The organism is Mucilaginibacter sp. P4_D1 (genome assembly GCF_056401935.1).
In genome coordinates, this window is record NZ_JBFUIJ010000001.1 from 108,219 (window position 1) to 132,240 (window position 24,022).

The window sequence follows — 24,022 nt, forward strand, 5'->3', positions numbered from 1 at the left end:
ATTTTTGAAAATATTTCTTATGTGTAAATTTATCCTTGCCCTGGTGATTGCTTCGTCATTACAGGCTTTCGCAAAAGGATACGGCCAGACGATTATAAACGTTAATTTTCAGAATGTTACCTTAAAAAAGGCGTTCAAGGAGATTGAAAAAAAATCTGACTACCGTTTTTTGTACAATGATGACATACTGGCTAAAAATGATTTGCCTGCCAGCCTTAATGTTACCAATGCGTCGTTAGACGAAACAATGGCTGCACTGCTTACCAAAACCAACCTGGTTTATAAGCTGAGCGATAATAACCTGGTGATATTATCGGAAAAAGGCGCCACGGTTTCGGTACTTACCATAACGGGTAAGGTTACCGACGAAACCGACCAGCCCATGCCGGGCGTTACCATAAAGGTAAAAGGCACTAACGTGGCCACCCAAACCGATGTACAGGGCCGGTACGTATTAAACATACCTGATGCCAGCGCCAGCAATGTAGTATTGGTATTTTCGTTTGTGGGTTATGCCAGCCAGGAATCGCCTTTAAATGGCAATTCTTCGCTCAATATGCAGCTTAAGGCGGCGTCAAATTCATTAAACGAGGTTATAGTTGTAGGTTACGGTACACAAAAAAAGGAGAACCTTACGGGCTCTGTTACTGTGGTAAACCTTAAAGAGGCCAACAAACGTACCACTCCCGATATTGCCAGGGCGTTACAAGGCCAGGTGGCAGGCGTGCAGGTAAACGGATCGGGCGTGCCGGGCGAAGGCGTATCTATCCGCATCCGTGGTGTAAGCTCATTAATAAATAACAATCCGTTGTATATCATAGATGGCGTGCCAACCATGGAACCATTTGATTTTCCTACTACTGATATAGAAAGTTTGCAGGTTATTAAAGATGCATCTGCGGGTGCCATTTATGGTTTCCGGGGTGCTAATGGTGTGGTTATCATCACCACCAAAAAAGGTAAAAACGGGCCAATGAAAATTAACTATAACGGGTATGCCGGTTTCCAAAAAAATCCTAAAACATTATCTGTTACCGATAGGGTAGGTTACCAGAAAATTGCTGATGCTGCCGAAACTAATGCAGGTTTATCATTGGCCCCAGGTAATGACCCATCATCAAGCAAATTTATCAGCAACGTAAATACCGACTGGCAAAAATCGGGGTTTAAAACCGGTTATACCCAAAGCCATGACCTGGGCCTGTCGGGCGGTACCGAAACCGTTAATTATAATGTTGCTTTTGATTATTTTAACCAAACAGGTACTACAGTTTCGGGGCCTTCATACAGCCGTTATAATCTGAGTGGTAATGTGCAGGGTAAAAAAGGGATCGTATCTTTCGGTACCAAGTTTGCCTATACCGAGGGCGATTATAATAACCTGGCGTATCCGCATTTACATGGTACGGGTAACCAAATAGTTGATTTGGTTACGGCTATACCAACCATGCCTATTCTTGATCCTAACCGCGTTGGCGGTTATGGCGGTGTCGATCAAAACACACAGCGCGCTATTTCACTTAACATTATTGGCGTAAATAATTTGCTGAACAGCACCGGCCAACGCAACCGCATGCTGGCATCGGCCTGGATGGAAGTTGAAATTATTAAAAACCTTAAATACCGTTTAAGCGGCAGCTACGATCGTAACGATTTCAAGAATACTTATTTCGATCCTATTTATGATCTGGGCTGGTTTTACCCAAACACATCTGCCTATTACAGTGATGCACGCGGTAACTACTATACAGCGCTTATCGAAAATACATTAAGCTACAAATTCAGTGTCGGGAAGCATAATGTAGAGGTGCTTGCCGGTACCGCTTACCAAAAAGACAAAAACGATAATCTTACAGGTATTGCCTATAACTTGCCGCAACCTTACCTGTTTTCGTTTGATAACGTGAGCAACACTGCCGATAAAACAGTGTTTGGTAACAGTGCCGAGCGTAAATTTTATTCGCCAATATTTGGGCGCATAAACTATAACTATGATGACAGGTACCTGTTAACGGCCAATTACAGGCGCGATGGATCATCGCAGCTGCCATCATATAATCGCTATGGTGATTTTGCTGGTGTATCTGTGGGCTGGAACCTGGCGAAAGAAAAATTCCTGCATTTACCTGATGCTATTAGCCAATTAAAATTAAAAGCAGGTTACGGTACATTGGGTAACGTAAACGCACTTGCTTTTTATCCATACCAGGCTGTTGTTAATGCAAACGCCAGTTACGTGTTTGGTAATACCCTGGCATCGGGAGCAACCCAAACCCAGGTATTTGACCAAACCAATAAATGGGAGCAAAAACGTACCACTAATATTGGCGTAGATGTTAGTTTGTTTCATGATCAGCTTGCTTTTTCATCAGAGTATTACGTAAATAAAATTATAGGTATCCTTTTACCGGTTCCAATTCCGGTTTCGGTTGGTGCAATAAATACACCGTTGGTTAACGCGGCATCGTTTACCAACAAGGGTATCGAGTTTACAGTTACTTATCGCAGCAGGGATACCGGGCCGTTTAATTATACTATAAGTGCAAACGCATCAACGGTTAAAAACAAAGTGTTATCGTTGGGTAATGGTGGTAATCCTATTTACGGCGCTTACAGTAAAACAGCTGTAGGGGGCGAAGTAGGTGAGCTTTATGCATTTAAAACCGAGGGCATTTTTAAAGATGCAGCCGATGTAACAGCGCATGCTACCCAAACAGGTGCAGCGCCCGGCGATGTTAAGTTTGTGGATACCAATAAAGACGGTGTTATTAACGATGCCGACCGTGTTTACTTAGGTTCGGCGATACCTAAACTATATTATGGCTTTAATTTGAGTGCCAACTACAAAAACATCGATGCCTCCATATTTATACAGGGCAATTACGGCAGTAAAATCGCCAATGGCGTTTACCAGGCGTTAATGACAGGCCAGTACACCAATGCCAGTACCGATGAACTGAATTTCTGGACACCTTCAAACACCAATACCAATGTGCCACGGCCAATAATTGGCGATCCGAATGCTAATAACCGCAACTCAGACAGGTTTATACAGAGCGGTTCATACGCACGTTTGCAAACAGCGCAACTGGGGTATACATTACCGGCAACGTTATTGAACCGTACTCATGTTTTCAGGAGCTTCAGGATATACCTGTCGGGTCAAAACCTGTACACCATAACCAAATACAAAGGTTACGATCCTGATTTTATTAACGATGGTACTATTAACCGCGGTTTTGATTACGGATCGTTCCCTAATCCGCGTACGTTATTAGTTGGTTTACAGGTAGGCTTATAATTATTGGTTCACATTAAACATTAGTATAATGAAAAATATATTCAAAAAAACGGTAGTTACTGGTTTAGTACTGTCGGGTTTTATTATGAGTTGTAAAAAAGGGGATTTAACTACTGTTAACCCCAATGCTCAAACATCACAAACCTTTTGGCAAAACGCCTCTGATGCGGTTAAAGGCGTTAACGCGGCATACGGCAGCCTAATTATAGACGGATCGTATATGCGGTTTTCGCCAATTGTTGAGAATACCAGGGGCGATGATGCCACCAGCTACAGTCCCTGGGACCAGATTTACAACATGGGTAAGTTTAACATGCAAAGTACCGGCGATGGCGTACTGTTTTCATGGACCGCCTACTACCAGGGTATTTTACGCGCCAACGAGGTTTTAAAATATGTGCCTGATATTAATATGGATGCCGAGCTGAAAAAAAGGGTATTAGGCCAGGCTTATTTTCTGCGTGGCTTATATTACTTTCACCTGGCCGATTTTTATAAAAATGTACCGATGCCATTGGCGCCGGCTGCGTCAAGTACCGATTACTTTCAGAAACAACAAACACAGGATGTAGTTTGGGCACAGGTTATCAGCGACTTTAAAGCCGCCGAAGGCATGCTGCCAACTACATACGTAGGTTTATCTGTTGATGGCCAGGTTGGCCGTGCCACAAAAGGTGCCGCCGCTGCATACCTGGGTAAAACATACCTTTTCACCAAGAAATATACCGAAGCTGCCGCTGAATTTAAATCGGTGATAGATATGGGGATTTACAGTTTGGTACCCAATTATTACGATAACTTTTTTGCCAATAACGAGAATAATTCGGAGTCGATATTCGAGGTTCAGTTTTCAAGAGATGCCGGGGGAACAGACCTGGGCTGGGGAGGCGATCCGTCGTCAGGGTGGGGCCGTACATCTGCCAGGGCCATTACTTTTGGCGCTGCAAGCTTTGGCTTTACCGATGTACAGCCAACACCTGCTTTGTATAACGAATACCTGCAGGAAAAAACCATAGCAGGTGGAACAGACCCACGGCTGGATGTAACCATGTACTACAACAAACCGGGCGAAAAATTATATAACCAGAATTTTGCTGATAGATACGCAGGCAGTTCATCGCTGAATGCCTTGTTTTGCCATAAATACGAGAACGGCGATAGCGGCCAGGCTGATGAGTACGACTGGAGATCGGGCATTAACGAAAGATTAATGCGTTATGCCGATGTGTTGCTTATGTACGCCGAGTGCCTGAATGAACTGGGCCAAACCAGCGATGCTTATCCGTTTATTCAGCAGGTTCGCTCACGTGTTGGGTTACCAAACCTGGCTACTGTAAAACCAAACATGAGCCAGGCCGATATGCGCGATCAGATTGGTCACGAACGTTTCCTTGAGTTCTCGTTGGAAGGTCACCGTTTTGATGATATCCGCCGCTGGGGATGGTTACAAAACCCAACCAAACTGGCCTGGTTAAAATCGCGCGATCCGGAATTTAATACCTATACAACAGGGAAAGAGTATTTGCCAATACCGCTTACCGAGGTACAAACCAACGTTGGTTTGCAGCAGAATCCGGGGTATTAGCCCCACCCAACCCTCCCCTTCAGGGGAGGGCTTTTGAAATGTTTTTTATAAAAATGTCATTTCGATAGAGCAGCGGGGAGAAGAGCGGGAGCGCGAAAGAGAAATCTTAAACAAGCGACGAGCGTGTATGCAAAGTTTGCAAAACATAGTGTATAAGATTTCTCTCTATCGTTCGAAATGACATGATTTTATTTAAGGAGATAAGAAGAAAGCTATGAATATGAAAAGAGGTAGAAACTTATGGTTAATAACAAGCTTAGCAACAGTACTATTTTCCTGCTCAAAAAAGGAAACGCCTACACCAACACCAACGGATACCACCAAAACAACACCGGTAACCCCGGCAGCTTTTGATATCAATTCCATAACGGATACCTATGCAGATATCTCGGCTTTTACCTATTACCCAAAATGGACGGTATACAATGTACACGATCCATCCATCAAAAAATTTGGCGATTACTATTATTGCTACAGTACCGATGTTGGCTTTGGGATAGATGTCCGTTCAGGTCTTCAAATTCGCCGGTCTAAGGATTTGGTTCAGTGGGAATTTGTAGGCTGGGTGTTTTCAACATTACCGGGGCAGGGCTCGGCATATATCACAGGTAAAGGAGGTACCCCGTTCAACTCGTTATGGGCACCCTATGTAATGAAGGTGGGATCAGAATACCGGCTGTATTATTCCCTGTCATCGGCCGTAGCGCGGTTAAGTGTTATCGGTATGGCAACTGCCACATCGCCCGAGGGGCCGTGGACAGAAAAGGGGGTAGTGGTAACATCGGCCAATGATGCATCCATCCAAACCAACGCTATCGATCCAACGGTGGTAACTACGACTGCGGGGGAACAGTATATGTATTACGGTTCGGCATGGGATGGTATTTATATTTTAAAGCTGGATGCTTCAACCGGCCTGGCAGCATCGCCCGGCGATAAAGGTAAACGCATTGCCAACCGTGGTTTTACGGGCGGCAAATACAATGGCAACATTGAAGGTGCCGAGGTGATTTACAATCCCGACTTGAAAAAATATTTCCTGTTTATCAGTTACGATTGGCTGCAAACCAAATACAATGTTAGGGTAGGCAGGGGCGATAGCCCAACCGGTCCGTTTTATGATTATAACGGGCAGGATATCAATACCAACGTTGATCATGGGCCAATGGTTTTAGCACCATACCAGTTTAACGGCCATGGTGGCTGGCAGGGAACCGGGCATTGCGCTGTATTTGACGACGGCAGCGGACAATATTTTATGGCTCACCAGGGCAGGCCGGGCGTTAACTCCTATTTCATGGATCTTCATGTTCGCAAAATATCATGGACACCTGATGGCTGGCCGGTAGTATCGCCGGAGCGTTATGCCAATGTTGCCCAAACAGCTATTGCTGCCGCGGATGTTGCAGGTACTTATGAAAAGATAACTTTAGGTTACCACGTTGTTCCGGGTTACGGCACCGAGCAAACCAATCCCGATTTCCAGGTAGCTACTACCTTTAAACTGGATGCCGCCGGTACCATAGATGGCAACGCCACCGATAGCTGGACTTATGCATCGCCATACATCACCCTAAAATACGCTACGGGCGCCACTTACAAATTAAAAGTTGAACGCGAACGCGACTGGGAAAACAAAGTTGCATCAACCTTAATATTTACCGGGCTGGATAATGTAGGTACGGCTGTTTGGGGGAAGAAGAAATAGGTTTTTTTGATAAAGGATTTTGCACAAAAGATAAAGGACAAAATACAAAAGCGAGGCAATGTGCGAATCTCCTCTTGAGAGGGGCGGAGGGGGGTGTTTAGCCAGCGTTTATTGGGAACGCAGGACAACACACCCCGCCATCGCTCAACCCGCAGCGCGCCCCTCTCGAGAGGGGATAAAAAAGAAAAAACCTTCAAAATAATGATTGTGAAAATTACACTTATTAATAATTTTTTGTAGTTTTAGCGTACCAATACAAACCAACAATGATCAGGAAAGCTTTTTTTACTTTTTGCGGTGCAGGCATGCTTTTGTCGGCACAGGCGCAAACGCCCCGGGTTTATACCATACAGGCCGATAAAATTAAAACGCCCATACAAAAAACCATGTACGGTATCTTTTTTGAAGATATTAACCAGGCTGCTGATGGCGGTGTGTATGCCGAATTAATAAAAAACCGGTCGTTTGAGTTTAACATGCCGATGATGGCCTGGGACGATCACAAAAAAGACGGCGGCGAAGGCCGGGTAGAAGTAATTAACCGCGCTACAGAAAGGCCGGAAAATCCGCACTTTATTAAAGCTTATATAACCTCAGAAACCGGGTCGTTCGGTCTGGAAAATGAAGGTTTCCGCGGAGGAACCGGCATTAAGGAGGGCGAAACGTACAGCTTTTCGGTAATGGCAAGGCAAAATGGCGACAGTAACGTAAAACTGAATATAGAGTTGCATGGTGATAACGATGCTATTATAGGCAAAGCCGATTTGAGTGCTCCCGATAAGGAGTGGAACCGCTACAGCGTGAAATTTACTGCATCGGCCACTGCTAAAAAAGCAAAGGTTTATGTTTGGCTAACGGGCAAAGGCGTAATTGACCTGGATATGATCTCGCTGTTTCCTGAACATACCTGGAAAAACAGGCCCGGAGGCTTACGCGCCGACCTGGTACAAAAGCTGGCCGATATTAAACCTGGCTTCCTGCGTTTCCCGGGCGGATGTATTGTAGAAGGCCGCGAGCTGAATACCCGCTACCAGTGGAAAAAAAGTATTGGCGATATTGATAAACGTACCAACATTATTAACCGCTGGAATACCGAATTCGCACATCGCCCGGCGCCCGATTATTATCAAACTTTTGGCTTGGGCTTTATGGAATATTTTATGACAGCCGAAGATATTGGCGCATCGCCGCTGCCAATCCTGAATTGCGGTATGGCCTGCGAGTTTAACACTTCCGAAATGGTTCCGCTGGATCAGCTTGATCCTTATTTGCAGGATGCACTTGACCTGATTGAATTTGCCAATGGCGATGCAAATACCAAATGGGGCAAACTGCGTACTGATCTTGGTCACCCGGCACCTTTTAACCTGAAACTGATTGGTGTGGGTAACGAACAGTGGGGGCCACAGTACATTGACAGGTGGAAAATATTTACTAAAGCCATTAAAGAAAAATATCCCGATGTAAAAATTGTATCGGCCTTAGGTCCGTTCCCTAAAGGGCCGGAGTTTGATCTGCTGAACAAAACTTTCCGCAGCCTGGGCGCCGACATATTGGACGAACATTATTACGCTTCGCCAAAATGGTTTAGGGACAATGCCCGCCGTTATGATAACTACGACCGCAAAGGGCCAAAGATATTTGCCGGCGAATATGCCGCGCAGAGTGTACAAACAGGTAGCCCCCTAAACAAAAATACATGGGAATGCGCCCTTGCCGAAGCAGCCTTTATGACTGGCCTCGAGCGTAATGCCGATGTTGTTAGCATGGCTTCATACGCACCACTTTTTGCTCATGTAGACGGCTGGCAGTGGACACCAGATTTGATCTGGTTTGATAACCTGAAAAGCTACGGTACGCCAAACTATTATGTACAGCAGTTATTCTCGCTTAACAAAGGTACCGATGTAGTACCCCTGATGTTGGGTAACGAGTCGGTTGCAGGGCAGGATGGCTGTTATGCCACCGCCAGTTTGGATAAGAACACCAATGAACTGATCATCAAATTTGTGAACACTGCCGCCACTGCCCAAAATGTGAGCTTTAAAATAGACGGCGGAAACTACCAGAAAAAGGCTAACGTGATAACGCTGCACAGCGAAAAAGGCAGCGACGAAAACTCGTTGGATAACCCAACAGCGATAAGCCCGGTACAAAGTACCATGGCGGTAAGCGGTAAATCGGTAAATGTTAATGTGGAGCCTAATACGTTTAAAATAATCAGGTTGAAGAATAAGTAGAATCGGTTATGATTATGTCACGAATATCCTCAGGAGAAGCCTGAAAACGGAATCTGTAAGGTATAGAAGGAATAACCAAGTCCTAAACTCCCGTCATTGAGGTACGAAGCAATCCTGAACTCTGTGGGACTGAGCATGTAAGGGATTGCTTCGTACCTCGCAATGACGAAGATTTGATATTGATAGCCAATTACTTACAAGTATGTCATTATAAGATGCCTCGCAATGACGTGGATAAAACGCCGGTCAAACAATTGATTTTGAAAAAACTAACCATCGCCATTCTTTTGATAACCTCCTGCATCGTTGCCCATGCGCAGGAGTTAAAAACCGGTATATCGGTGCACGATCCGGTGATCATGAAGCAGGATAGTGCGTATTATATTTTTTGCACAGGCATGGGTATATCCATGTGGTCGTCGGCAGATAAGTTGCATTGGAAGCGCGAACAGCCTGTGTTCGCAAGCGCGCCGCAATGGGCGGTTGATGCTATCCCTGGCTTTAAGGGGCATATCTGGGCGCCGGATATCTCGTATTACAATGGTCTTTACTACTTGTTTTATTCGGTATCGGCGTTTGGCAAAAACACATCGGCTATCGGCGTGGCTACCAATACCACTTTACATCCCAATGATCCGGCTTATAAATGGGTTGATCATGGTAAAGTGATCCAATCTGTCCCCGGTAAAACCAATTGGAATGCTATCGACCCTAATTTAATTACAGATAAAGATGGCACGCCTTACCTGGTATTCGGCTCGTTTTGGGATGGATTGAAATTGGTTAAGCTTAATAACGACAGGTTAAGCGTTGACGAAAATATAGACAATATCCCAACCATTGCAACGCGTAGAAAAGCGGTTAGCGAAAACCTGCCCGCTGTGGATGGTAACCCGGTTGATGCCGGTGGTAACGCCATTGAAGGCCCGTTTATTTACAGGCACGATAAATACTTTTACCTTTTTGCATCAATAGACTACTGCTGCAAAGGACCTAAAAGTACTTATAAAATGATCATTGGCCGCTCAAAAACGTTAAAGGGGCCTTACCTGGATAAAACCGGCCTGGCCATGAACAAAGGTGGCGGCAGCATTTTATTGGAAGGCGATAGTAACTGGTATGGCGTAGGGCATAATGGCGTTGCCCACTTTGACGGCGACGATTACATCATTTATCATGGTTACGACGCAGCAGACAGGGGCATATCCAAACTGCAATTAAAAAAAATGAACTGGGTTAATGGATGGCCGGTGATAGGGGAATAGTAAAAAACGCTAAATAAAAGTCGCGTCATTGCGAGGTACGAGCAATCCCGAACTATCTGGTGCTTAGCATGTAGAGGCCTGCTTCGTGCCTGGCAATGACGGTTCATGTAATACATTATGAAGACATCAAAATACCTGCTCGCATTATCATTAACGCTATGCAGCCTCGCTTCGGCGCAAGCGCAAACCGTAAAATCAGATTCCGTTATCCATACAAATGGTAATCCCATTATCCGCCATGAATACACGGCCGATCCGGCTGCGATGGTATACAAAGGCAAAGTATACCTGTATACCGGGCACGACGAGGCCCCAGCCAACCATAACGGGTACGTAATGCATAACTGGACATGTTTTTCATCTTCGGATATGGTTACCTGGACGGAGCACCCCTCGCCGATGAATGTAAAAGATTTTACCTGGGCGCGGGATGATGCCTGGGCATCGCAGGTAATTGAGCGCAATGGCAAATTTTACTGGTATGTAGCTGTTGAGCACGCCACCATACACGGCAAAGCTATTGGCGTAGGTGTAAGCGACAGCCCAACAGGCCCCTTTAAAGACGCCCGCGGAACGGCCTTGGTTACCAACGATATGACCAAAGCCGTTAAACACTCCTGGGACGATATCGACCCATCGGTTATTATTGATAAAGACGGGCAGGCTTACTTGTTTTGGGGCAACGGCATTTGCTACTACGCCAAACTAAAACCCAACATGACCGAACTGGATGGTGAAATTAAAACCATTACCCTGCCGCATTATACCGAAGCGCCATGGATACATGAACGTAATGGCTGGTATTATCTTTCATACGCCTATGAGTTCCCCGAGAAAATTGCCTACGCCATGAGCCGCAATATCAATGGCCCCTGGGTTTATAAAGGCATCATCAACGAAATTGCCGGCAACTCCAACACCAATCACCAGGCTATCATCAACTTTAAAGGCAAAGATTATTTTATATACCACAATGGCGCCCTGGTGCCCGATGCAGGCAGCTTCCATCGCTCGGTATGTATCGATTATTTGTACTACAATAAAGATGGTACTATAAAAAGAGTGGTGATGACAAGCGAGGGGGTGAATAAGGTTAAGTAGGAGTTCGTTAAAAAAGATCGGAATGTGTGCCGGTGCGCACCAGTTCAAGAAGCATTATTTGTTCATCTTCATCCCAAATAAGCAGCAGATCTGGTTTTACAGGGCATTCCAGTATTCCTTATAATTACCACTAAGCTTATGCGCTTTGTGGTTATAACTACTGAAAAGATAGTGAGATTGTCAAATCGACCCCTTGTAATTTATTAGTACATTTAAGCCACTTTGATCGGCGCTTTAATGTTTATCGTAATTTATTAATTATGTGGGGATCTATACTTTTTACTATTGTAATATTTTTCTATTTCTTTGATAAGATTACAAATAAAAAAATCAAAGTTCAATATAAAGAATTGATTAATTTTCTAATGAATTTTGAAGACGGGGTGAGTTTGATTTCCGAATCTAAAAAATCTGTGCTTTTAAGAAGGCAGGTACCGCAGGGATGGACAAGGTTTTTTATTGAGCGACAAAAAGATCGGCTTGTAATTGAATGGGAAAATAAAGATATTTTTTTAGGAAGATTGTGTAGTAAATGGCAATTTAAATTCACTACAAGTAATAGAGAAATTATCAATGTTATTTCAGCTGATATTTTAAAAATGAACGAACAATTGAAAAATCAAAATAGTTCAAACTGAGATACTATTCTACTACTTGTAATAATTGTAAATCATTAACCGAGTGTTTTTTAAGTAATTTAAGGTCTTTTAAAAAATTGGATGAGGTAACAATTTCAAACATCTATTTATCAAATACTACCGAACAGTTCATCGACACTATTGAATTTTTTTCCTTTGCCGGCTTTAAGTTCCGCCATAGCGGCAAGAGTATCCGCATTTGGAGTGCCAGATTGTTTTTTTACTTTAACAGTCACTCCAAGTTCCTTTAAAAATTGCTTAACAAGACGGGTTTTATTATCAGGTACATTTATTTCAAGTATTTGCATAATAAACTTTTTGCGTCTAATACAAATTTACTTAATTGTAATCAGCTTGAATAGAAACATGTCATATTTTTATAACCCTGATGAGTTTTGCTATTACTTTAGCTTTAGTCGTTATGCTTAAATATGTGTGTTAGTTATTTTTACCTGTATTTTCCTTAAATTTGATAATATTTAATGGCTTAAGTCATGGAAAAAGCGAAGCAATCATTTGATCAGGCCGAAATAGAACTTTTAAAAGAGGGTTTAAAGCGAAGCTATAAAGAGCGTTTTGAAATGGCTACCCGTTTATATAAAATACAGCAAGCTGCCAGCAAAGCTTCAATAACTCATAAACCATTTATCAGTAAATAATTGTGGATGTATTTGATGAGGAAATTGTTAATTTCTGGAAAGCCCTGCAAGATTACCATGTGCAATATATTTTGATAGGTGGCTACGCTATAAATTTCCATGGTTATCAGCGTTTCACAGGTGACCTGGATATTTGGCTTAACGACAATTTAGAAAACAGGCGAGCCTTACGTAAAGCTTTCATAGCCTGTAATATGGGCGACTATCCGACAATAGAAACTATGCAATTTGCACCTGGCTGGACTGAATTTCACCTAAACAACAGTCTCCGGCTTGATATAATCACCGAAATGAAGGGCTTGGAGCAATACAGTTTTGAGGAATGTTTGCAAATGGCTTCTGTAGCCGATATTGAAAATGTAAAAATACCATTCCTGCATATCAATCAACTGATAATCAACAAAAAGCAGGTAAACAGGCCGAAAGATCAAAGTGATGTTTTGGCGCTTGAACAGATACGTAAATTAAGGGATTATATTTAAAGGTTGTTTATTGCCGAAGTAAGGATCAAATCACATTGTATAAATGGGCTAAAGATACTGACACTATGCAGCCTCCTCTTTTAACCCGTATGTTTTAGCCCTTAGTAAAGGCAATAGTTCGTCGTTTTTTTGCTGTGCATGGAAGTCACTGGGCGATATGGGTTTGCCTATGCGTACCCGAAGCACCATTCCTTTTTTGTTAAAAAGTTCGGCGGGTAACATGGCTGTTTGGAGCGAGGGATGGATGTAACGCAGCAGACTGAACCCTAAACCATTATCGCCATGAAAATAAATGGGCAACACAGGTGCGCCGGCTTTGGCGATCAGCTTTCCAACAACGGGGTGCCATTCCCTATCGGTAACACGCTGCGTTTTAAAGTCAAATGCCGAAACTTCGCCTGCCGGGAAAATGGCGACGGGGGTGCCATTGCGTAGTTGTCCCAATGTGTTTTTTAATCCGCTGATGCTGGAGCTGTCTTTGATTTTTTCGAACGGATTAACCGCTATAATATAATCGGCCAGGTTAGGCACCCGTTTAAGCAGAAAGTTACCCATAAACAAAGTATCGGGCCTGCGCGATACCAATAAATTAAGCAACGCCAGTGATTCAACAGCACCATAAGGGTGATTGGCCACGGCGATGAATGCACCCGATGCGGGGATGTTGGCCAGGTCTTCGTCATCAACCTGGATGGTGATGCCTAAAAACTGAAGCGCAAAACTGGTAAATTCAACACCCGTTAAAATACCTGCCTGTTGCATCATATTATTAAAAGCGTCTATTTTCATCAGCCTCATTAAAAGCGATGCTAAGGCAGGAAGCTTAGCGGTGCCGGTTGCTTTTATCACGTCGCTTTTGCTGATTAAACTCATTTGGTAAATATATGCCGGCAATGTAAAGGAATGCCCCGGTTGTTGTTATGCTTTATGCATGTGGATTCGGGTAACGTTTTGAGAGAAAACAGTTGCTTTTGCGGCTTACCGGTATTGCCCAAAAAACAATGTTGGATTACAGCAAAACGCTTTCGAGTTTTTTGAGTGCAATGGCCAGTTGTGCAAACACCGTTTTGTCGGATAGATTAAGGATAGTTGCCACTTCTTTGCAAGATAAACCATCCTGCTTAACCATTTTAAAAATAAGCTTACAGCGCGGTGGCAAGCTATCAACAGCGGTTAAAAGGAAAGCCTGCAACTCTTTACTGATAAGCAGCTGGGCCGGATCAACCGAGAGGTGGAAATAGTAAGCTTCGGCTATGTTTAACTCTTTGAGTTGTTTGGATGTGGTTCCCCTTAAATAATTTAAACAGGCATTTTTTACCGTAACATACAGGTATACCTGGATATTGAGCACCTTGCCCATATCTTTACGGTTTAACCAAACTTTAAGAAACACATCATTAATTATTTCTTCGGCCGCTTCCTTATCTCCTAAAAACGAATAGGCAAACTGAAATAACTTTGCAAACTGCTGTCTGTAAAGCTCATTAAATGCAGATTCATCTTGATTAATCTGGATACGTCTGATCAAATCCTGTATACTCAAACCGGTTAATTTTCTCAGTATGTGAAGTTATGAAATAGCCTGTTTAGCAGTATAAAAGTAAGGTTTTCACAACTGCAATTTTAACAATTTAAGCCGGATACGGGAAAAATCGTTTTCAGTTAATTTTGCCCGCGTAAAAAATTATAGCCGTGCAGGGATAATTACTACAACCACCAGGTACAATTGTGCTTATCAGTAAATGCACAGTTTGTAGGAAAGTAAATCAAAAATCGTGACATTAAATAAAGCATCCGCCACCTAATAATCACGACATTTATCCTATGGAATCAAAAATATTCTCCTACAAGGCAGATGGCATTGTGCTTGAGCCCGTAAACGATCAACTAAAGCTGAGCCCGGTGTTTGATCGTAAAGAACTGGTTGAAAAGATAAAAGATGTTTTAAAAGCAGATGGTTTTAAGGTTGATGAACGCAGCCTGCAGTTTAAAATTGAGGATGGACAGCTTTTTGTACAAGGTCTTGCAGGCAAGGAGCCGGAAGCCCGGTCTATCGGGTTTATGAGCGGGAAGGTTTAAAGCCGGATGTGGTAATTTGGTTATCCCTACAAAATCAGGGGCTCGCAATTTTTCATAAGTTTAGCGCTGTTCTGGTTTTATTTTACCCTTAATGCGTTTAAACAGCCGCTCGCTCTGCCCTTCCTCAATTTCGGTTTCGGTATTAAAAAAGGTGGTCATGGTATTGATAAAAAATGCATCGTCAGGATGAGCTTTTACCAGCTTTTCAAGTGCTAAAAGCTCATCAGCGCTTGCTTCGCCGATGAGCTTTTTGATGATAAGGTTTAGGAGTTGTTTTTGGTGCACTGGGTAAATAGTTGGCCGTTTATTAAAAATCTTTTGAATTATCGCCCATTAAACGGTCTATCAGTTTATTATATGGATCGATGCCTGCGTTTACGGGTTTGCCTTTTACAATCATCGTTATGATGTGCTTGCCGGCGGTAAGCTTGTGCCGTTTAAGGTATAGCGGGTTAGTTACCAACCGGCCTTCTTTGTTGGTGGTATTGGCCCCAAACACCCCGATATCTATATAGTCGTTCATGTTTTTGGCGGCTACATCATTGCCTTTTTTGTCAATCCAAACCTTACCTGCATTTACCGTAAGGGTAACCTTGTATTCATTTTTGTTGCCGGTAGGGGCCGATTTTAAATCGATCAGTTTATTATCGTAAAGCGTTATTTTTTGCCAGGTATCGGTTAAATAATATTGTAACGAATCGGGCACGTGCTTTTGCAGGTAGCGGTACAAATCATTACTGCCGGCATAAGGCGGCTTGCTTTTAAAAGCATAGGCGTTTTTAAATTCGCGCAGTGCGTTGTTCAGGTTGTCTTCGCCCATCAAATCTTTTAGGGTGTACAATACCAGGCCGGCTTTGCCGCCCCATAAAAACCATTCATTAGCCTTTATCAGTGGATGTTCTTTTTCTTCCATCCGGTGCCTGATAAAGGTGTAAAAGCTCACCTGATCATACAATATCCATTTCATATTGTCTTTGCCATACTTTCGCTCAGCCAACAGCAGGGCGCTATAGCTTGCAAGGCCTTCGGGTATTACCAACGAGCCCACTGTGGCATTTGGCGCAACCTGGTAGCGCCACCATTGCTGTGCCAGCTGGCGGCCGGTGTTAAAATATACAAAATCAAACTGGTTGGGGTTTTCAAAATTGGCATTCCAGGAATTGCGTTCGGCATAAGTATCAAGCGTGCTTAATGAGGCATCGTGCGGACCAAAATCACTTGTTTCGGCCAGGCGGATATCATTGAAAGGGTAGGGGCCAAATGCTTTTGAAAAATATTGCAGTCCATCTTTATAAGCCGCCATTATGCGGTTGATATTGGTATTATGCGCCGGGTGGTAATAAATATCAACATTAACCTTATGGTCAAGCTGTACGCTGTCATGCCGGTTTGCATACCTTGCCGATAGGATGGCCAGCGGGCCATAAAAATTACTACCGGTGTAGTGGTAATAGTTGCGGCCATTTTGCTGCCAGTGTTTTTGCAGGTAACCGGGGGCAACAGCGCTTTGATTGGCCGATGTGCTTACCGTAATATCAAGGTTTAGCAAGCCGGATGATTTGCCCGATTTGAGTGTGCTGATACCTACCGGGTCGTTTTGCGCTATTTCGTCCTCGTGCTTCTCGGGCAGCCCGTTTTTTTTGCGCACATAGTTGCTGTTTTCCTCGTCGTCATCATCATACCCCATGCCGGGCAGGCCGCCGTTAAAAAACGTGCCATTATGCAGCAGATTTTTGGCGTACAAGCCGTTTTCGAAGCCTTCGTGTGCTATGTATGAATTAACCTCGAACACGGCCGAATCGCCAGGGGCCAAAGGCTTTTCAAACTGGTATAACCTGAAGTCGGCTGTATCCTGTTTGGGCCTGAACCAATTGAACATACCCCGTTTGTACAGCAGCGGATAGGTAAAGGGCACCGGCTTGCCGGCTATTTTTATACTATAACCGGTAAGCTCATCGCCATCTAACAATAGTTTTTCAATTGGTTTATCGGTGGGGTTAAAAACGGTTACAAAGGCTTTTACAATTTCCTGCTGCTTATCAGGATAAATATCTGCAAACAGCTTTATCCCGGTAACCTTTGGCAATGGCAGGCCGGCGTATTTTTTTAAAGTTTTTTCGTAAATAATGGCCCTGTCTTCATTTTCGCCCTGGGTTAAAAAGTTGTTCAGGTAGCTAATGTTATAGTAATTATAAGCGCCTACAGCCAAAAAAGCGATGCCCACAACCGCGGTGAATAGCTTTGTTTTGGTATCAAACCTTTGGCCCAACAATTGCAGCCGCTCTTTAAATGAGCTGGTAACGCCCCGGTAGTAAAACAAAGCGGCTATAATAATAAGCAGCCCGCCACATAACAGCCAGTACAGGTTAAACCAGTAAACCGGCGCCTGCATGTGGCCGATGCCATCCATATCTGATATGCCGTACCACGGGGTATACGAGTAAATGAGCAGGTTGTAGTTGAATATCCCGGTAGTATTTAAAAAGAAAACCAGCACCCAAATAGCAACCCCAACACCATGCGCCACAAACTTATTATTGATAACAACGTGTACCACATAAGCAAAAATGACCATCTCCAGGAAGCGCGGCATAATTACCGTAAACACATACATTAAAAAAAACGACAGGTTGTATTGATGAAAGCCCTTTACGGTTTGTACAACCAATCCTGTTACCAACGGCACCAGCGATAGGCCGAAACCCAGCACCAGCAAAGCGAGGAGTTTTGAGCCATTAAGCACCCAGTTTGGCGGCGGCAACGAGTCGTTTATGAATGCATAACGTGTAATTTTATCGCGGTGCAGGGTTTCGCCGGTGTAAAATATGATGATGAAGAAGATGAAAAAGGGGAAGACGTCATTGAATATGGCCATTAAAATTACAGTGCGCGGGAAATAGGCAACCCCATAATCATTCATCCCCAACCAGAATACAAAACCCAGGAAGCCCATTCCGGCCAGCAAAATTATCCAGAAATAATTGTCGCGGATGATGTTGGTAAGTTCTACCCGTGCAAGGTTAAACAAGGTTTTGCGGTTGTAGGAGCCGGTAAAACTAATATCGGCCTTTAATACCAATGCCCGTTTTGTTTTTGAAACCACATCGTCAATGGCCGCTTTATCGCGCTTGCCGCTAAAAAATCTTTCGAAGCTGAACCGCACGTAGGTAAATACTAAAATAACCAGGCCAACGCCTGTCCATATCAGCCTGTTGGCCAAAAAAGCCCCGGTAACCGGGAACAGCATCGTGTTTTTATCAGCTGATGTGGTAATGCTTGATACAAAGCGCACCGCACTTAGCCCGAAAGGATCGGCATTGATAATTACTGTGGCGTTACTGGTATGTTGAAGGAAAAAGACGGAAATAAAATAACCTAAAAACAGCAGTATACCACCAGCATAAATCACCTTTACATTCCGTGTAAGCGCTACCAGGCCAAAAAATAACGACGAGGTAAAAAACAGGTTGGGCAATGCCATCACCAAAAACGGGTGCAGGTAATAGATCAGCTTATTAGGCCCATATTCTTTTGCATCTTTCCAGCCCATGGCCGGGCCAAGCTTTGTGCCTATGTAAGCCCCGATAATAATGGAAGTGGCTATAAAAAGCATAAACACAAAGCTGCCCAGGTACCTGCCCCAAAAATAGCCGGCTTTGGTAATAGGGTAGGTGAGGTAATAATCTTTAGTGTTGTTTTCAATATCCCGATAAAGCGGTTCGCCCATGATTGATGAGCTTACCAGCATCATAAACATGGTAATACCCGCGCACCATAATGCCAAAACAAAAGGCGCGTTGATGTGCTCCTTATCGCCCAGCGGTAACGATCCGGTGGCAAATGTCATGATGGTAAATGCAAGGGCGGCGGCAAAATAAAGATAAACCGCGGGCCTTCTGAGGCGGTTTTGCACCTCGAAAATGAATATTTTCCGAAACATAATATTTTGTTTTTAAGCGGGTTAAATGGTGTTTACATCTACGCGGGTGGCAATATTGCTAAAGTATACATCCTCCAGGTTAGGGGTTGCGGCAATAAAGCCGTTGCCCGGTTCGGTATCCTGTATAATGCGGATGTGCAGCTGCCCCGTTTTTAACTGGGTAGAGATAACCGAAAAATCATCTTTGTAAAAATTAAGATCTGTTTTGTTGATGGCTTTGCTGTAGATTTTGCCTTCCAGTTCGTTTACGGCGGTATCGGGCTGGCCGGCATACAGTACTTCGCCCTGGCAAATAATAGCAAAGTTGGCGCACAGGGTGCTCACGTCCTCTACAATATGGGTGCTTAAAATCACAATGGTATTCTCGCCCAGCTGGCTCAGCAGGTTGTAAAAGCGGTTGCGCTCGGCAGGGTCAAGGCCGGCGGTTGGTTCATCAACAATAATGAGTTTGGGGTTGCCTATCAAGGCCTGGGCAATACCAAAACGCTGTTTCATCCCGCCCGAAAAGGTGCCCAGGTGTTTTTTGCGGTCTTTAGATAAGTTCACATTTTCGAGCAGGCTGCCCACCAGTTCTTTACGCTCGGCGGCATTGCCTATGCCCTTAAGCTGTGCAATATGGTCAAGCATGCGCTCGGCCGATATTTTGGGGTATACCCCAAACTCCTGCGGCAGGTAGCCAAGCAGCTGCCTTACCTGGGTTTTGTTTTTAAGCACATCCAGGTCATCTAAAAAAATGCTGCCTTTATCGGCTTCCTGCAAGGTTGCAATGGTGCGCATCAGCGATGATTTGCCGGCGCCATTTGGACCCAATAAACCAAACATACCGTTATTTAATGTGAGGGATACATCCTTTAATGCATGTACCCCGTTGGCGTAAGTTTTTGAAAGGGAATTGATTTGTAATTTCATAAGTTACTATTGTTTAAGGTGGATATAGGGTAACAGGCTGTTTTTGGCAGCTCCGTTTATGATGAGCCGGGTGCTATCGCCGGGGCGATAATCCAGCTGATTTATTTTAGCTTCGTTAAGGTTTAGGGTGCTTTTGTTGAGTACTTGTAGTTTGGCTACATTAAAGTGGTTGCTTTTTAAGATAGTAATGTGCGAGCCGCTGAAAGGGCTTAACCCAACGGTAGCGTTTAACAAGCCGATGTTATTATTGGCCAATACAACCTGGCTGCCATAATCCTGGCTTATGATTAAACTATCCTGTTTAAAGCCATTAATCATTAGTTTGCCATAATTCCAGTTGTCGTTTGTTGTAGTATCAATAACGCGTTGCCTATTGATAATCATGAAGGCATTGGCGGTTACACTTGTAAGGCTGGGACAAGATATGATAATGCGGTAATTTTCATCATTGTAAAACCGGTTGGTGTTGTATTGGATGTTCATTTGCAGCAGCCTGCCCTTTTGGGTAAACTGTACGTAATCAAGAATGTTTGGATCGGCCTTCACACCAAAGGCACCCTGTACCACCTCAACACTGGCTTTATGCGCGGCATTTATTTCCAGTGCATCAAAATCCTTGTATGGCAGCTGGGTAAAGTGCGAATAAAAGTTTTTGTACCGGCCGGTTAAAAATTCTTTTTTCAGCAGCAGGTCGTACCCACCGATGCATAGCACCAGGAACACTAAAGCGGCTATAAATATTTTTGTACTCGTTTTCATTTGTTTTCGTCTGCTTTAGGCTGGGTTAAGCCGGCCGTGTATTCCTTGTACATGTTCTCCAGGTCTTTGATATCGATATCCAGCAGGTATATATTCCTGAAAAAATCTGGCAGTTGCTGCTGAATAAAACGCTGCTTGCGATAGGCCTTCACCTTTTGCGGCCCATCTGGTGCCACAAACAAGCCCAGCCCGCGTTTATTGATCACCACTTCCTGCGATTGCAAAAACTCGTACGACCGGATAACCGTGTTGGGGTTCACCTCCAGTTCAACGGCCAGATCGCGCGTGGAGGGGATCTTTTCTTCGGGCAGCCATTTGCCTAATAATATATTTTCGCTCACATAAGCTGCTATCTGCAGGTATATGGCATCCTTATCTTTAAATTCCATAATGCATTACACCTGTTTTTCCTTGAGGCGAAAGTAAGCAGCCGTCCATAAAATAAATGCCATAATGATATATACCAACTGGCCTGTCCATACAAAGGCCTCTGCATTTACGCCAAAGTATTTCCCATTCTCCATAAAGCCTACCGAGGTAAAAGGAACTACCTGGATAATATCCCTGTGTATCATATGCGCCATAGCTATATTGTTGAAGATGATGAGTATAGCTATCACGATAAAAAACAGCAGCGCAGTTTTTACAAAATGGAGTTTTTTGAAGTAGATAGCCCCCAAAAAGGCGATAGAATGAAACAACGAGTACAAAATAAGGATGATGAACACCACATTGCCGCCAAAACCAAGCACGCGGTAAAAAAGGCTGAATATTTCAAGCGGCGGGCCCGGAAAATGTTTAGCGTGTAATAAAAACAGCATCACCATGTAAAAACAGCCTATTGATACCACCAAAAATACCACGAACGAGTATAGCCAGGCCACCAGGTATTTTTCAAAATGGGTACTTGGTAAGGTTAAGGCACCCAGCGCTTTTTTGTCGTCGCCCAGGTCGGCAAATATGGTGCTGGTAAATATGGTGCCGGTGAACAGTATAACCCAGGCCAATAGTAAAAGCTGCAGCGGCAGCTCCATACGCACATCCATCAAAAACACCAGGAAGCTCCCCCCCAGCAACAGCACACAGGTAAGTACTGTTATTGACATCAGGTAGCTTTTATAATGCTCGGTTGTATGTTTGTAAAACAGCCGGCCAAAACGTTTCAGGTTAAATATCTCGTTCATTTGCTGTTGCTTTTAAGGTTTGTAAAACAGGGTGGTTGCCAGTAATAATGGCATTAAACAGCAGTTCAAGATCTACTTTGCTATACTCGCCGGTAGTGTTTTGCATAATGACGTTTTTGCCGCGCTGGCCTTTTTCTTCGTATAGCACAGGCAAGCCCTCGGTGTCGGCATAGCTGCCAAAGGTTATTTTTTCGGCTACTTCATCCATCGATTGGTTAACCACTATATCGCCTTTATGTAAAATGAGCAGGGTATCAATCAGGCTATCCAGGTCGCGTACCTGGTGGGTAGATATCACAATACACCTGTCTTCGGTTAATACCGAAGCTATCAGCTTACGAAACTGTACTTTTGAGGGAATATCTAATCCGTTGGTGGGCTCATCCATGATCATCAAACCTGTATTGGTGGCAAGCCCGAAAGCAATCATGGCCTTTTTTTGCTGGCCGTAGCTTTGCTTATCCATCACGGCATCCATATCAACATCCAAGGCGGCCAGGTACCGGTAAAAATCGGCCTTGCTGAATTTTGGATAAAAAACCGCGGTGCTTTTAACATACTGGGCGGGTGTAATATCGGGCACAAAAAGTTCTTCGGCCAAAAAGTAAACATCTTCCAAAACAGAAACCGGCCTGCCGAAAACATTTTTGTTGTTATAATAGCAGCTGCCCTTCGCCGGGTAGATAAGGCCTATCATATTTTTGAGCAGGGTTGATTTGCCGGCCCCGTTTTTGCCAAGCAGGCCGTAGATATGACCTTTACTCAGGGAAAGGTTTAGTCCGCTAAAAAGCGGCTTGGTTTTTTGGTACCCGAAATGCAGTTCTTTAATCTCTATCATAATAGGTGCTATAGTTAGATAGTGCACTACAAATGTACATAACTAAATTTGAGATATACAAGCCTCATAAAAAATAATTTTTAATAATATTTCCGGTGGTATATTTCAAAATATAGCAGGCAATCAGTGCAATAAGTTGACGGAAGGCTGTTTAAGAAGGAGGGAGAAAAATAGTAACGAATTTTAAAGAGCCGGTTCATTGCGGGCGTTGTTGCCACACGTGCGTGGAGAGATCAACAGAAGAGGCGAAGGAATGGGCAACCCCCTCCCAGGGCTACGATGCATGTGCACATTAAGCCTGGGTAAGCCATCGAATCATTCTTTACCCCAAGTAATTCACATATTGCTCCTCAAAGGTACCATCGCTATACAGGTCGAGAAGGCCGTAGCCCGGGGCGGTCTGGCGCAGGTTACCTTCCCACCAGGCACCGCTTACCGCGCCGTTGCAAATGTAGGTAACATTGTTGTAAACCACCTTGTCGCGTAGGTGGATGTGGCCGGCCAGGCATAGCTTTACGTTTGGGTATTGGGCAAACAGGTTAATGATGCGGGTGCTATCGGTATGCATATCGCCGCCCAGTATTTCCCACTTGTTAATAATGTTATCGGCTATCAGCACGGTGGCGCTTAGGATAGGTATATGCGACATAACGAGTATGGGCATAGCCGCATCTGTAGTTTTTAGTTCGTTTTCAAGCCAGACAAACTGCTCGTCGCCCAGTTTGCCAATGTACCAGGTACCATCAACATCCAGGTGAACGCTATCAAGTAAAATAAACTTCCAGCCGCCCTGTATAAAGCTGTTATAAGGTTTGACCAACTGCAGCTGATCCATGCTGTATTGTTTGCCGTAAACGGCTTCGCCTTTATTGTTCTCGTTCCACCAAATATCGTGGTTGCCAAGACAAAAATGGGTGGGTATGCTGGTTTCGGCTTTCAGGATGCCTTTCATCAGCTGCCATTGGGTGTTAATAGTGCCCAGGTTTTCCTTGTTCATGTCAAAAACAATATCGCCGCCGTTCAGTACAAGGTCGGGTTTTTGCTGCTGTACATGGTGCAGGCATTTCACAAATTTGGCAGGCGCACCAAACTTGTCTTTCAGGTGAATATCGGTAATATGAGCTACCCTTAACGCACGCCTTTTAGGGTCGATACCCTGGCTTAACCCAATTGACGGCACCAACAACAGGCCGCCAATATTTTTTAATGCTGCTCTTCTTTGCATTGTTAAACGTAAAATATAATCTGATGCTACTGTTAGTCTTTAGCCGAAGTCTTAAGTTCTAAGTCAAAAAGCAAATTCGACTTAGAACTTAAGGCTTAGTACTTTCAAC

At 43.9% G+C, this 24,022-nt stretch carries 22 protein-coding genes; 10 read left to right on the top strand and 12 right to left on the bottom strand.

The features are described 5' to 3' along the window. The first annotated feature begins 19 nt into the window (after positions 1–19). From AC1DV1_RS00465 to AC1DV1_RS00490, 6 genes are all read left to right on the top strand, one after another. Positions 20–3,301, top strand: coding sequence for a TonB-dependent receptor (locus AC1DV1_RS00465; protein ID WP_477353728.1), 3,282 nt, complete (start codon positions 20–22; stop codon positions 3,299–3,301). Between the two features lie 28 nt (positions 3,302–3,329). Further along, entirely contained in the window at positions 3,330–4,886 is a 1,557-nt protein-coding gene (locus AC1DV1_RS00470; protein WP_477353730.1) for a RagB/SusD family nutrient uptake outer membrane protein, read from the top strand. A gap of 220 nt (positions 4,887–5,106) precedes the next feature. Then, positions 5,107–6,594, top strand: coding sequence for a family 43 glycosylhydrolase (locus AC1DV1_RS00475; protein WP_477353732.1), 1,488 nt, complete (start codon positions 5,107–5,109; stop codon positions 6,592–6,594). A gap of 266 nt (positions 6,595–6,860) precedes the next feature. Continuing rightward, positions 6,861–8,834 carry an alpha-L-arabinofuranosidase C-terminal domain-containing protein gene (locus tag AC1DV1_RS00480; protein ID WP_477353734.1) on the top strand — a complete coding sequence of 658 codons (1,974 nt, stop codon included), beginning with the start codon at positions 6,861–6,863 and terminating at the stop codon, positions 8,832–8,834. 260 nt (positions 8,835–9,094) lie between these two features. Continuing rightward, on the top strand, positions 9,095–10,099 hold the full coding sequence (locus AC1DV1_RS00485) for a family 43 glycosylhydrolase (RefSeq protein ID WP_477353736.1): 1,005 nt from the start codon (positions 9,095–9,097) through the stop codon (positions 10,097–10,099). A gap of 117 nt (positions 10,100–10,216) precedes the next feature. Further along, positions 10,217–11,200, top strand: coding sequence for a glycoside hydrolase family 43 protein (locus AC1DV1_RS00490; protein ID WP_477353738.1), 984 nt, complete (start codon positions 10,217–10,219; stop codon positions 11,198–11,200). A gap of 7 nt (positions 11,201–11,207) precedes the next feature. Here the strand turns inward: AC1DV1_RS00490 and AC1DV1_RS00495 are convergent, their stop codons facing one another. Beyond that, on the bottom strand, positions 11,208–11,315 hold the full coding sequence (locus AC1DV1_RS00495) for a type II toxin-antitoxin system YafQ family toxin (protein WP_477354372.1): 108 nt from the start codon (positions 11,313–11,315) through the stop codon (positions 11,208–11,210). Positions 11,316–11,460: 145 nt separating this feature from the next. Here AC1DV1_RS00495 and AC1DV1_RS00500 point away from each other — a divergent pair, with 145 nt between their 5' ends. Further along, positions 11,461–11,838: a hypothetical protein gene (locus AC1DV1_RS00500; RefSeq protein WP_477353740.1), complete on the top strand. Its 378-nt coding sequence runs from the start codon at positions 11,461–11,463 to the stop codon at positions 11,836–11,838. A 110-nt stretch (positions 11,839–11,948) separates the two neighbouring features. Here the strand turns inward: AC1DV1_RS00500 and AC1DV1_RS00505 are convergent, their stop codons facing one another. Further along, positions 11,949–12,146, bottom strand: coding sequence for a hypothetical protein (locus tag AC1DV1_RS00505; RefSeq protein WP_477353742.1), 198 nt, complete (start codon positions 12,144–12,146; stop codon positions 11,949–11,951). A gap of 186 nt (positions 12,147–12,332) precedes the next feature. Between AC1DV1_RS00505 and AC1DV1_RS00510 the strand changes: the two genes are divergently transcribed. Both AC1DV1_RS00510 and AC1DV1_RS00515 read left to right on the top strand, forming a co-directional pair. After that, entirely contained in the window at positions 12,333–12,497 is a 165-nt protein-coding gene (locus tag AC1DV1_RS00510) for a hypothetical protein (RefSeq protein ID WP_477353744.1), read from the top strand. A 2-nt stretch (positions 12,498–12,499) separates the two neighbouring features. Further along, positions 12,500–12,979 (top strand): nucleotidyltransferase, encoded by a 480-nt coding sequence (locus AC1DV1_RS00515; protein WP_477353746.1) that lies wholly within the window; start codon positions 12,500–12,502, stop codon positions 12,977–12,979. Positions 12,980–13,042: 63 nt separating this feature from the next. Here the strand turns inward: AC1DV1_RS00515 and AC1DV1_RS00520 are convergent, their stop codons facing one another. Further along, positions 13,043–13,852: a lysophospholipid acyltransferase family protein gene (locus tag AC1DV1_RS00520; protein WP_477353748.1), complete on the bottom strand. Its 810-nt coding sequence runs from the start codon at positions 13,850–13,852 to the stop codon at positions 13,043–13,045. A gap of 136 nt (positions 13,853–13,988) precedes the next feature. Beyond that, on the bottom strand, positions 13,989–14,507 hold the full coding sequence (locus AC1DV1_RS00525) for an RNA polymerase sigma-70 factor (protein WP_477353750.1): 519 nt from the start codon (positions 14,505–14,507) through the stop codon (positions 13,989–13,991). 296 nt (positions 14,508–14,803) lie between these two features. Between AC1DV1_RS00525 and AC1DV1_RS00530 the strand changes: the two genes are divergently transcribed. Then, a complete protein-coding gene (locus tag AC1DV1_RS00530) occupies positions 14,804–15,058 on the top strand; it encodes a hypothetical protein (protein WP_477353751.1) in 255 nt (84 codons plus the stop codon). Between the two features lie 60 nt (positions 15,059–15,118). Here AC1DV1_RS00530 and AC1DV1_RS00535 read toward each other — a convergent pair whose 3' ends face one another. From AC1DV1_RS00535 to AC1DV1_RS00570, 8 genes are all read right to left on the bottom strand, one after another. Continuing rightward, positions 15,119–15,343 carry a hypothetical protein gene (locus tag AC1DV1_RS00535; protein WP_477353753.1) on the bottom strand — a complete coding sequence of 75 codons (225 nt, stop codon included), beginning with the start codon at positions 15,341–15,343 and terminating at the stop codon, positions 15,119–15,121. Positions 15,344–15,365: 22 nt separating this feature from the next. Then, complete coding sequence (locus tag AC1DV1_RS00540; RefSeq protein ID WP_477353755.1) at positions 15,366–18,998, bottom strand: ABC transporter permease/M1 family aminopeptidase; 3,633 nt, start codon at positions 18,996–18,998, stop codon at positions 15,366–15,368. Positions 18,999–19,019: 21 nt separating this feature from the next. After that, the gene (locus tag AC1DV1_RS00545) at positions 19,020–19,907 is read right to left on the bottom strand and encodes an ABC transporter ATP-binding protein (protein WP_477353757.1); all 888 of its coding nucleotides are present in this window, start codon (positions 19,905–19,907) and stop codon (positions 19,020–19,022) included. A gap of 6 nt (positions 19,908–19,913) precedes the next feature. Continuing rightward, positions 19,914–20,666 (bottom strand): head GIN domain-containing protein, encoded by a 753-nt coding sequence (locus AC1DV1_RS00550; RefSeq protein ID WP_477353759.1) that lies wholly within the window; start codon positions 20,664–20,666, stop codon positions 19,914–19,916. Continuing rightward, positions 20,663–21,055 carry a GntR family transcriptional regulator gene (locus AC1DV1_RS00555; protein ID WP_477353761.1) on the bottom strand — a complete coding sequence of 131 codons (393 nt, stop codon included), beginning with the start codon at positions 21,053–21,055 and terminating at the stop codon, positions 20,663–20,665. Before AC1DV1_RS00555 ends, AC1DV1_RS00550 begins: the two co-directional genes overlap by 4 nt. 6 nt (positions 21,056–21,061) lie before the next feature. Beyond that, positions 21,062–21,850 (bottom strand): hypothetical protein, encoded by a 789-nt coding sequence (locus AC1DV1_RS00560; RefSeq protein ID WP_477353763.1) that lies wholly within the window; start codon positions 21,848–21,850, stop codon positions 21,062–21,064. Then, positions 21,834–22,688: an ABC transporter ATP-binding protein gene (locus AC1DV1_RS00565; protein WP_477353765.1), complete on the bottom strand. Its 855-nt coding sequence runs from the start codon at positions 22,686–22,688 to the stop codon at positions 21,834–21,836. Before AC1DV1_RS00565 ends, AC1DV1_RS00560 begins: the two co-directional genes overlap by 17 nt. A gap of 322 nt (positions 22,689–23,010) precedes the next feature. Continuing rightward, on the bottom strand, positions 23,011–23,913 hold the full coding sequence (locus AC1DV1_RS00570; RefSeq protein ID WP_477353767.1) for a metallophosphoesterase family protein: 903 nt from the start codon (positions 23,911–23,913) through the stop codon (positions 23,011–23,013). Positions 23,914–24,022: the final 109 nt, after the last annotated feature.

Bases quoted from the DNA above. Each gene is read 5' to 3' on its own strand.
- AC1DV1_RS00470 (WP_477353730.1), top strand. From the start codon at position 3,330: ATGAAAAATATATTCAAAAAAACGGTAGTTACTGGTTTAGTACTGTCG.
- AC1DV1_RS00570 (WP_477353767.1), bottom strand. From the start codon at position 23,913: ATGCAAAGAAGAGCAGCATTAAAAAATATTGGCGGCCTGTTGTTGGTG.
- AC1DV1_RS00560 (WP_477353763.1), bottom strand. From the start codon at position 21,850: ATGAACGAGATATTTAACCTGAAACGTTTTGGCCGGCTGTTTTACAAA.
- AC1DV1_RS00520 (WP_477353748.1), bottom strand. From the start codon at position 13,852: ATGAGTTTAATCAGCAAAAGCGACGTGATAAAAGCAACCGGCACCGCT.
- AC1DV1_RS00475 (WP_477353732.1), top strand. From the start codon at position 5,107: ATGAAAAGAGGTAGAAACTTATGGTTAATAACAAGCTTAGCAACAGTA.
- AC1DV1_RS00555 (WP_477353761.1), bottom strand. From the start codon at position 21,055: ATGGAATTTAAAGATAAGGATGCCATATACCTGCAGATAGCAGCTTAT.
- AC1DV1_RS00545 (WP_477353757.1), bottom strand. From the start codon at position 19,907: ATGAAATTACAAATCAATTCCCTTTCAAAAACTTACGCCAACGGGGTA.
- AC1DV1_RS00480 (WP_477353734.1), top strand. From the start codon at position 6,861: ATGATCAGGAAAGCTTTTTTTACTTTTTGCGGTGCAGGCATGCTTTTG.
- AC1DV1_RS00505 (WP_477353742.1), bottom strand. From the start codon at position 12,146: ATGCAAATACTTGAAATAAATGTACCTGATAATAAAACCCGTCTTGTT.
- AC1DV1_RS00550 (WP_477353759.1), bottom strand. From the start codon at position 20,666: ATGAAAACGAGTACAAAAATATTTATAGCCGCTTTAGTGTTCCTGGTG.
- AC1DV1_RS00510 (WP_477353744.1), top strand. From the start codon at position 12,333: ATGGAAAAAGCGAAGCAATCATTTGATCAGGCCGAAATAGAACTTTTA.
- AC1DV1_RS00530 (WP_477353751.1), top strand. From the start codon at position 14,804: ATGGAATCAAAAATATTCTCCTACAAGGCAGATGGCATTGTGCTTGAG.
- AC1DV1_RS00490 (WP_477353738.1), top strand. From the start codon at position 10,217: ATGAAGACATCAAAATACCTGCTCGCATTATCATTAACGCTATGCAGC.
- AC1DV1_RS00565 (WP_477353765.1), bottom strand. From the start codon at position 22,688: ATGATAGAGATTAAAGAACTGCATTTCGGGTACCAAAAAACCAAGCCG.
- AC1DV1_RS00500 (WP_477353740.1), top strand. From the start codon at position 11,461: ATGTGGGGATCTATACTTTTTACTATTGTAATATTTTTCTATTTCTTT.
- AC1DV1_RS00540 (WP_477353755.1), bottom strand. From the start codon at position 18,998: ATGTTTCGGAAAATATTCATTTTCGAGGTGCAAAACCGCCTCAGAAGG.
- AC1DV1_RS00465 (WP_477353728.1), top strand. From the start codon at position 20: ATGTGTAAATTTATCCTTGCCCTGGTGATTGCTTCGTCATTACAGGCT.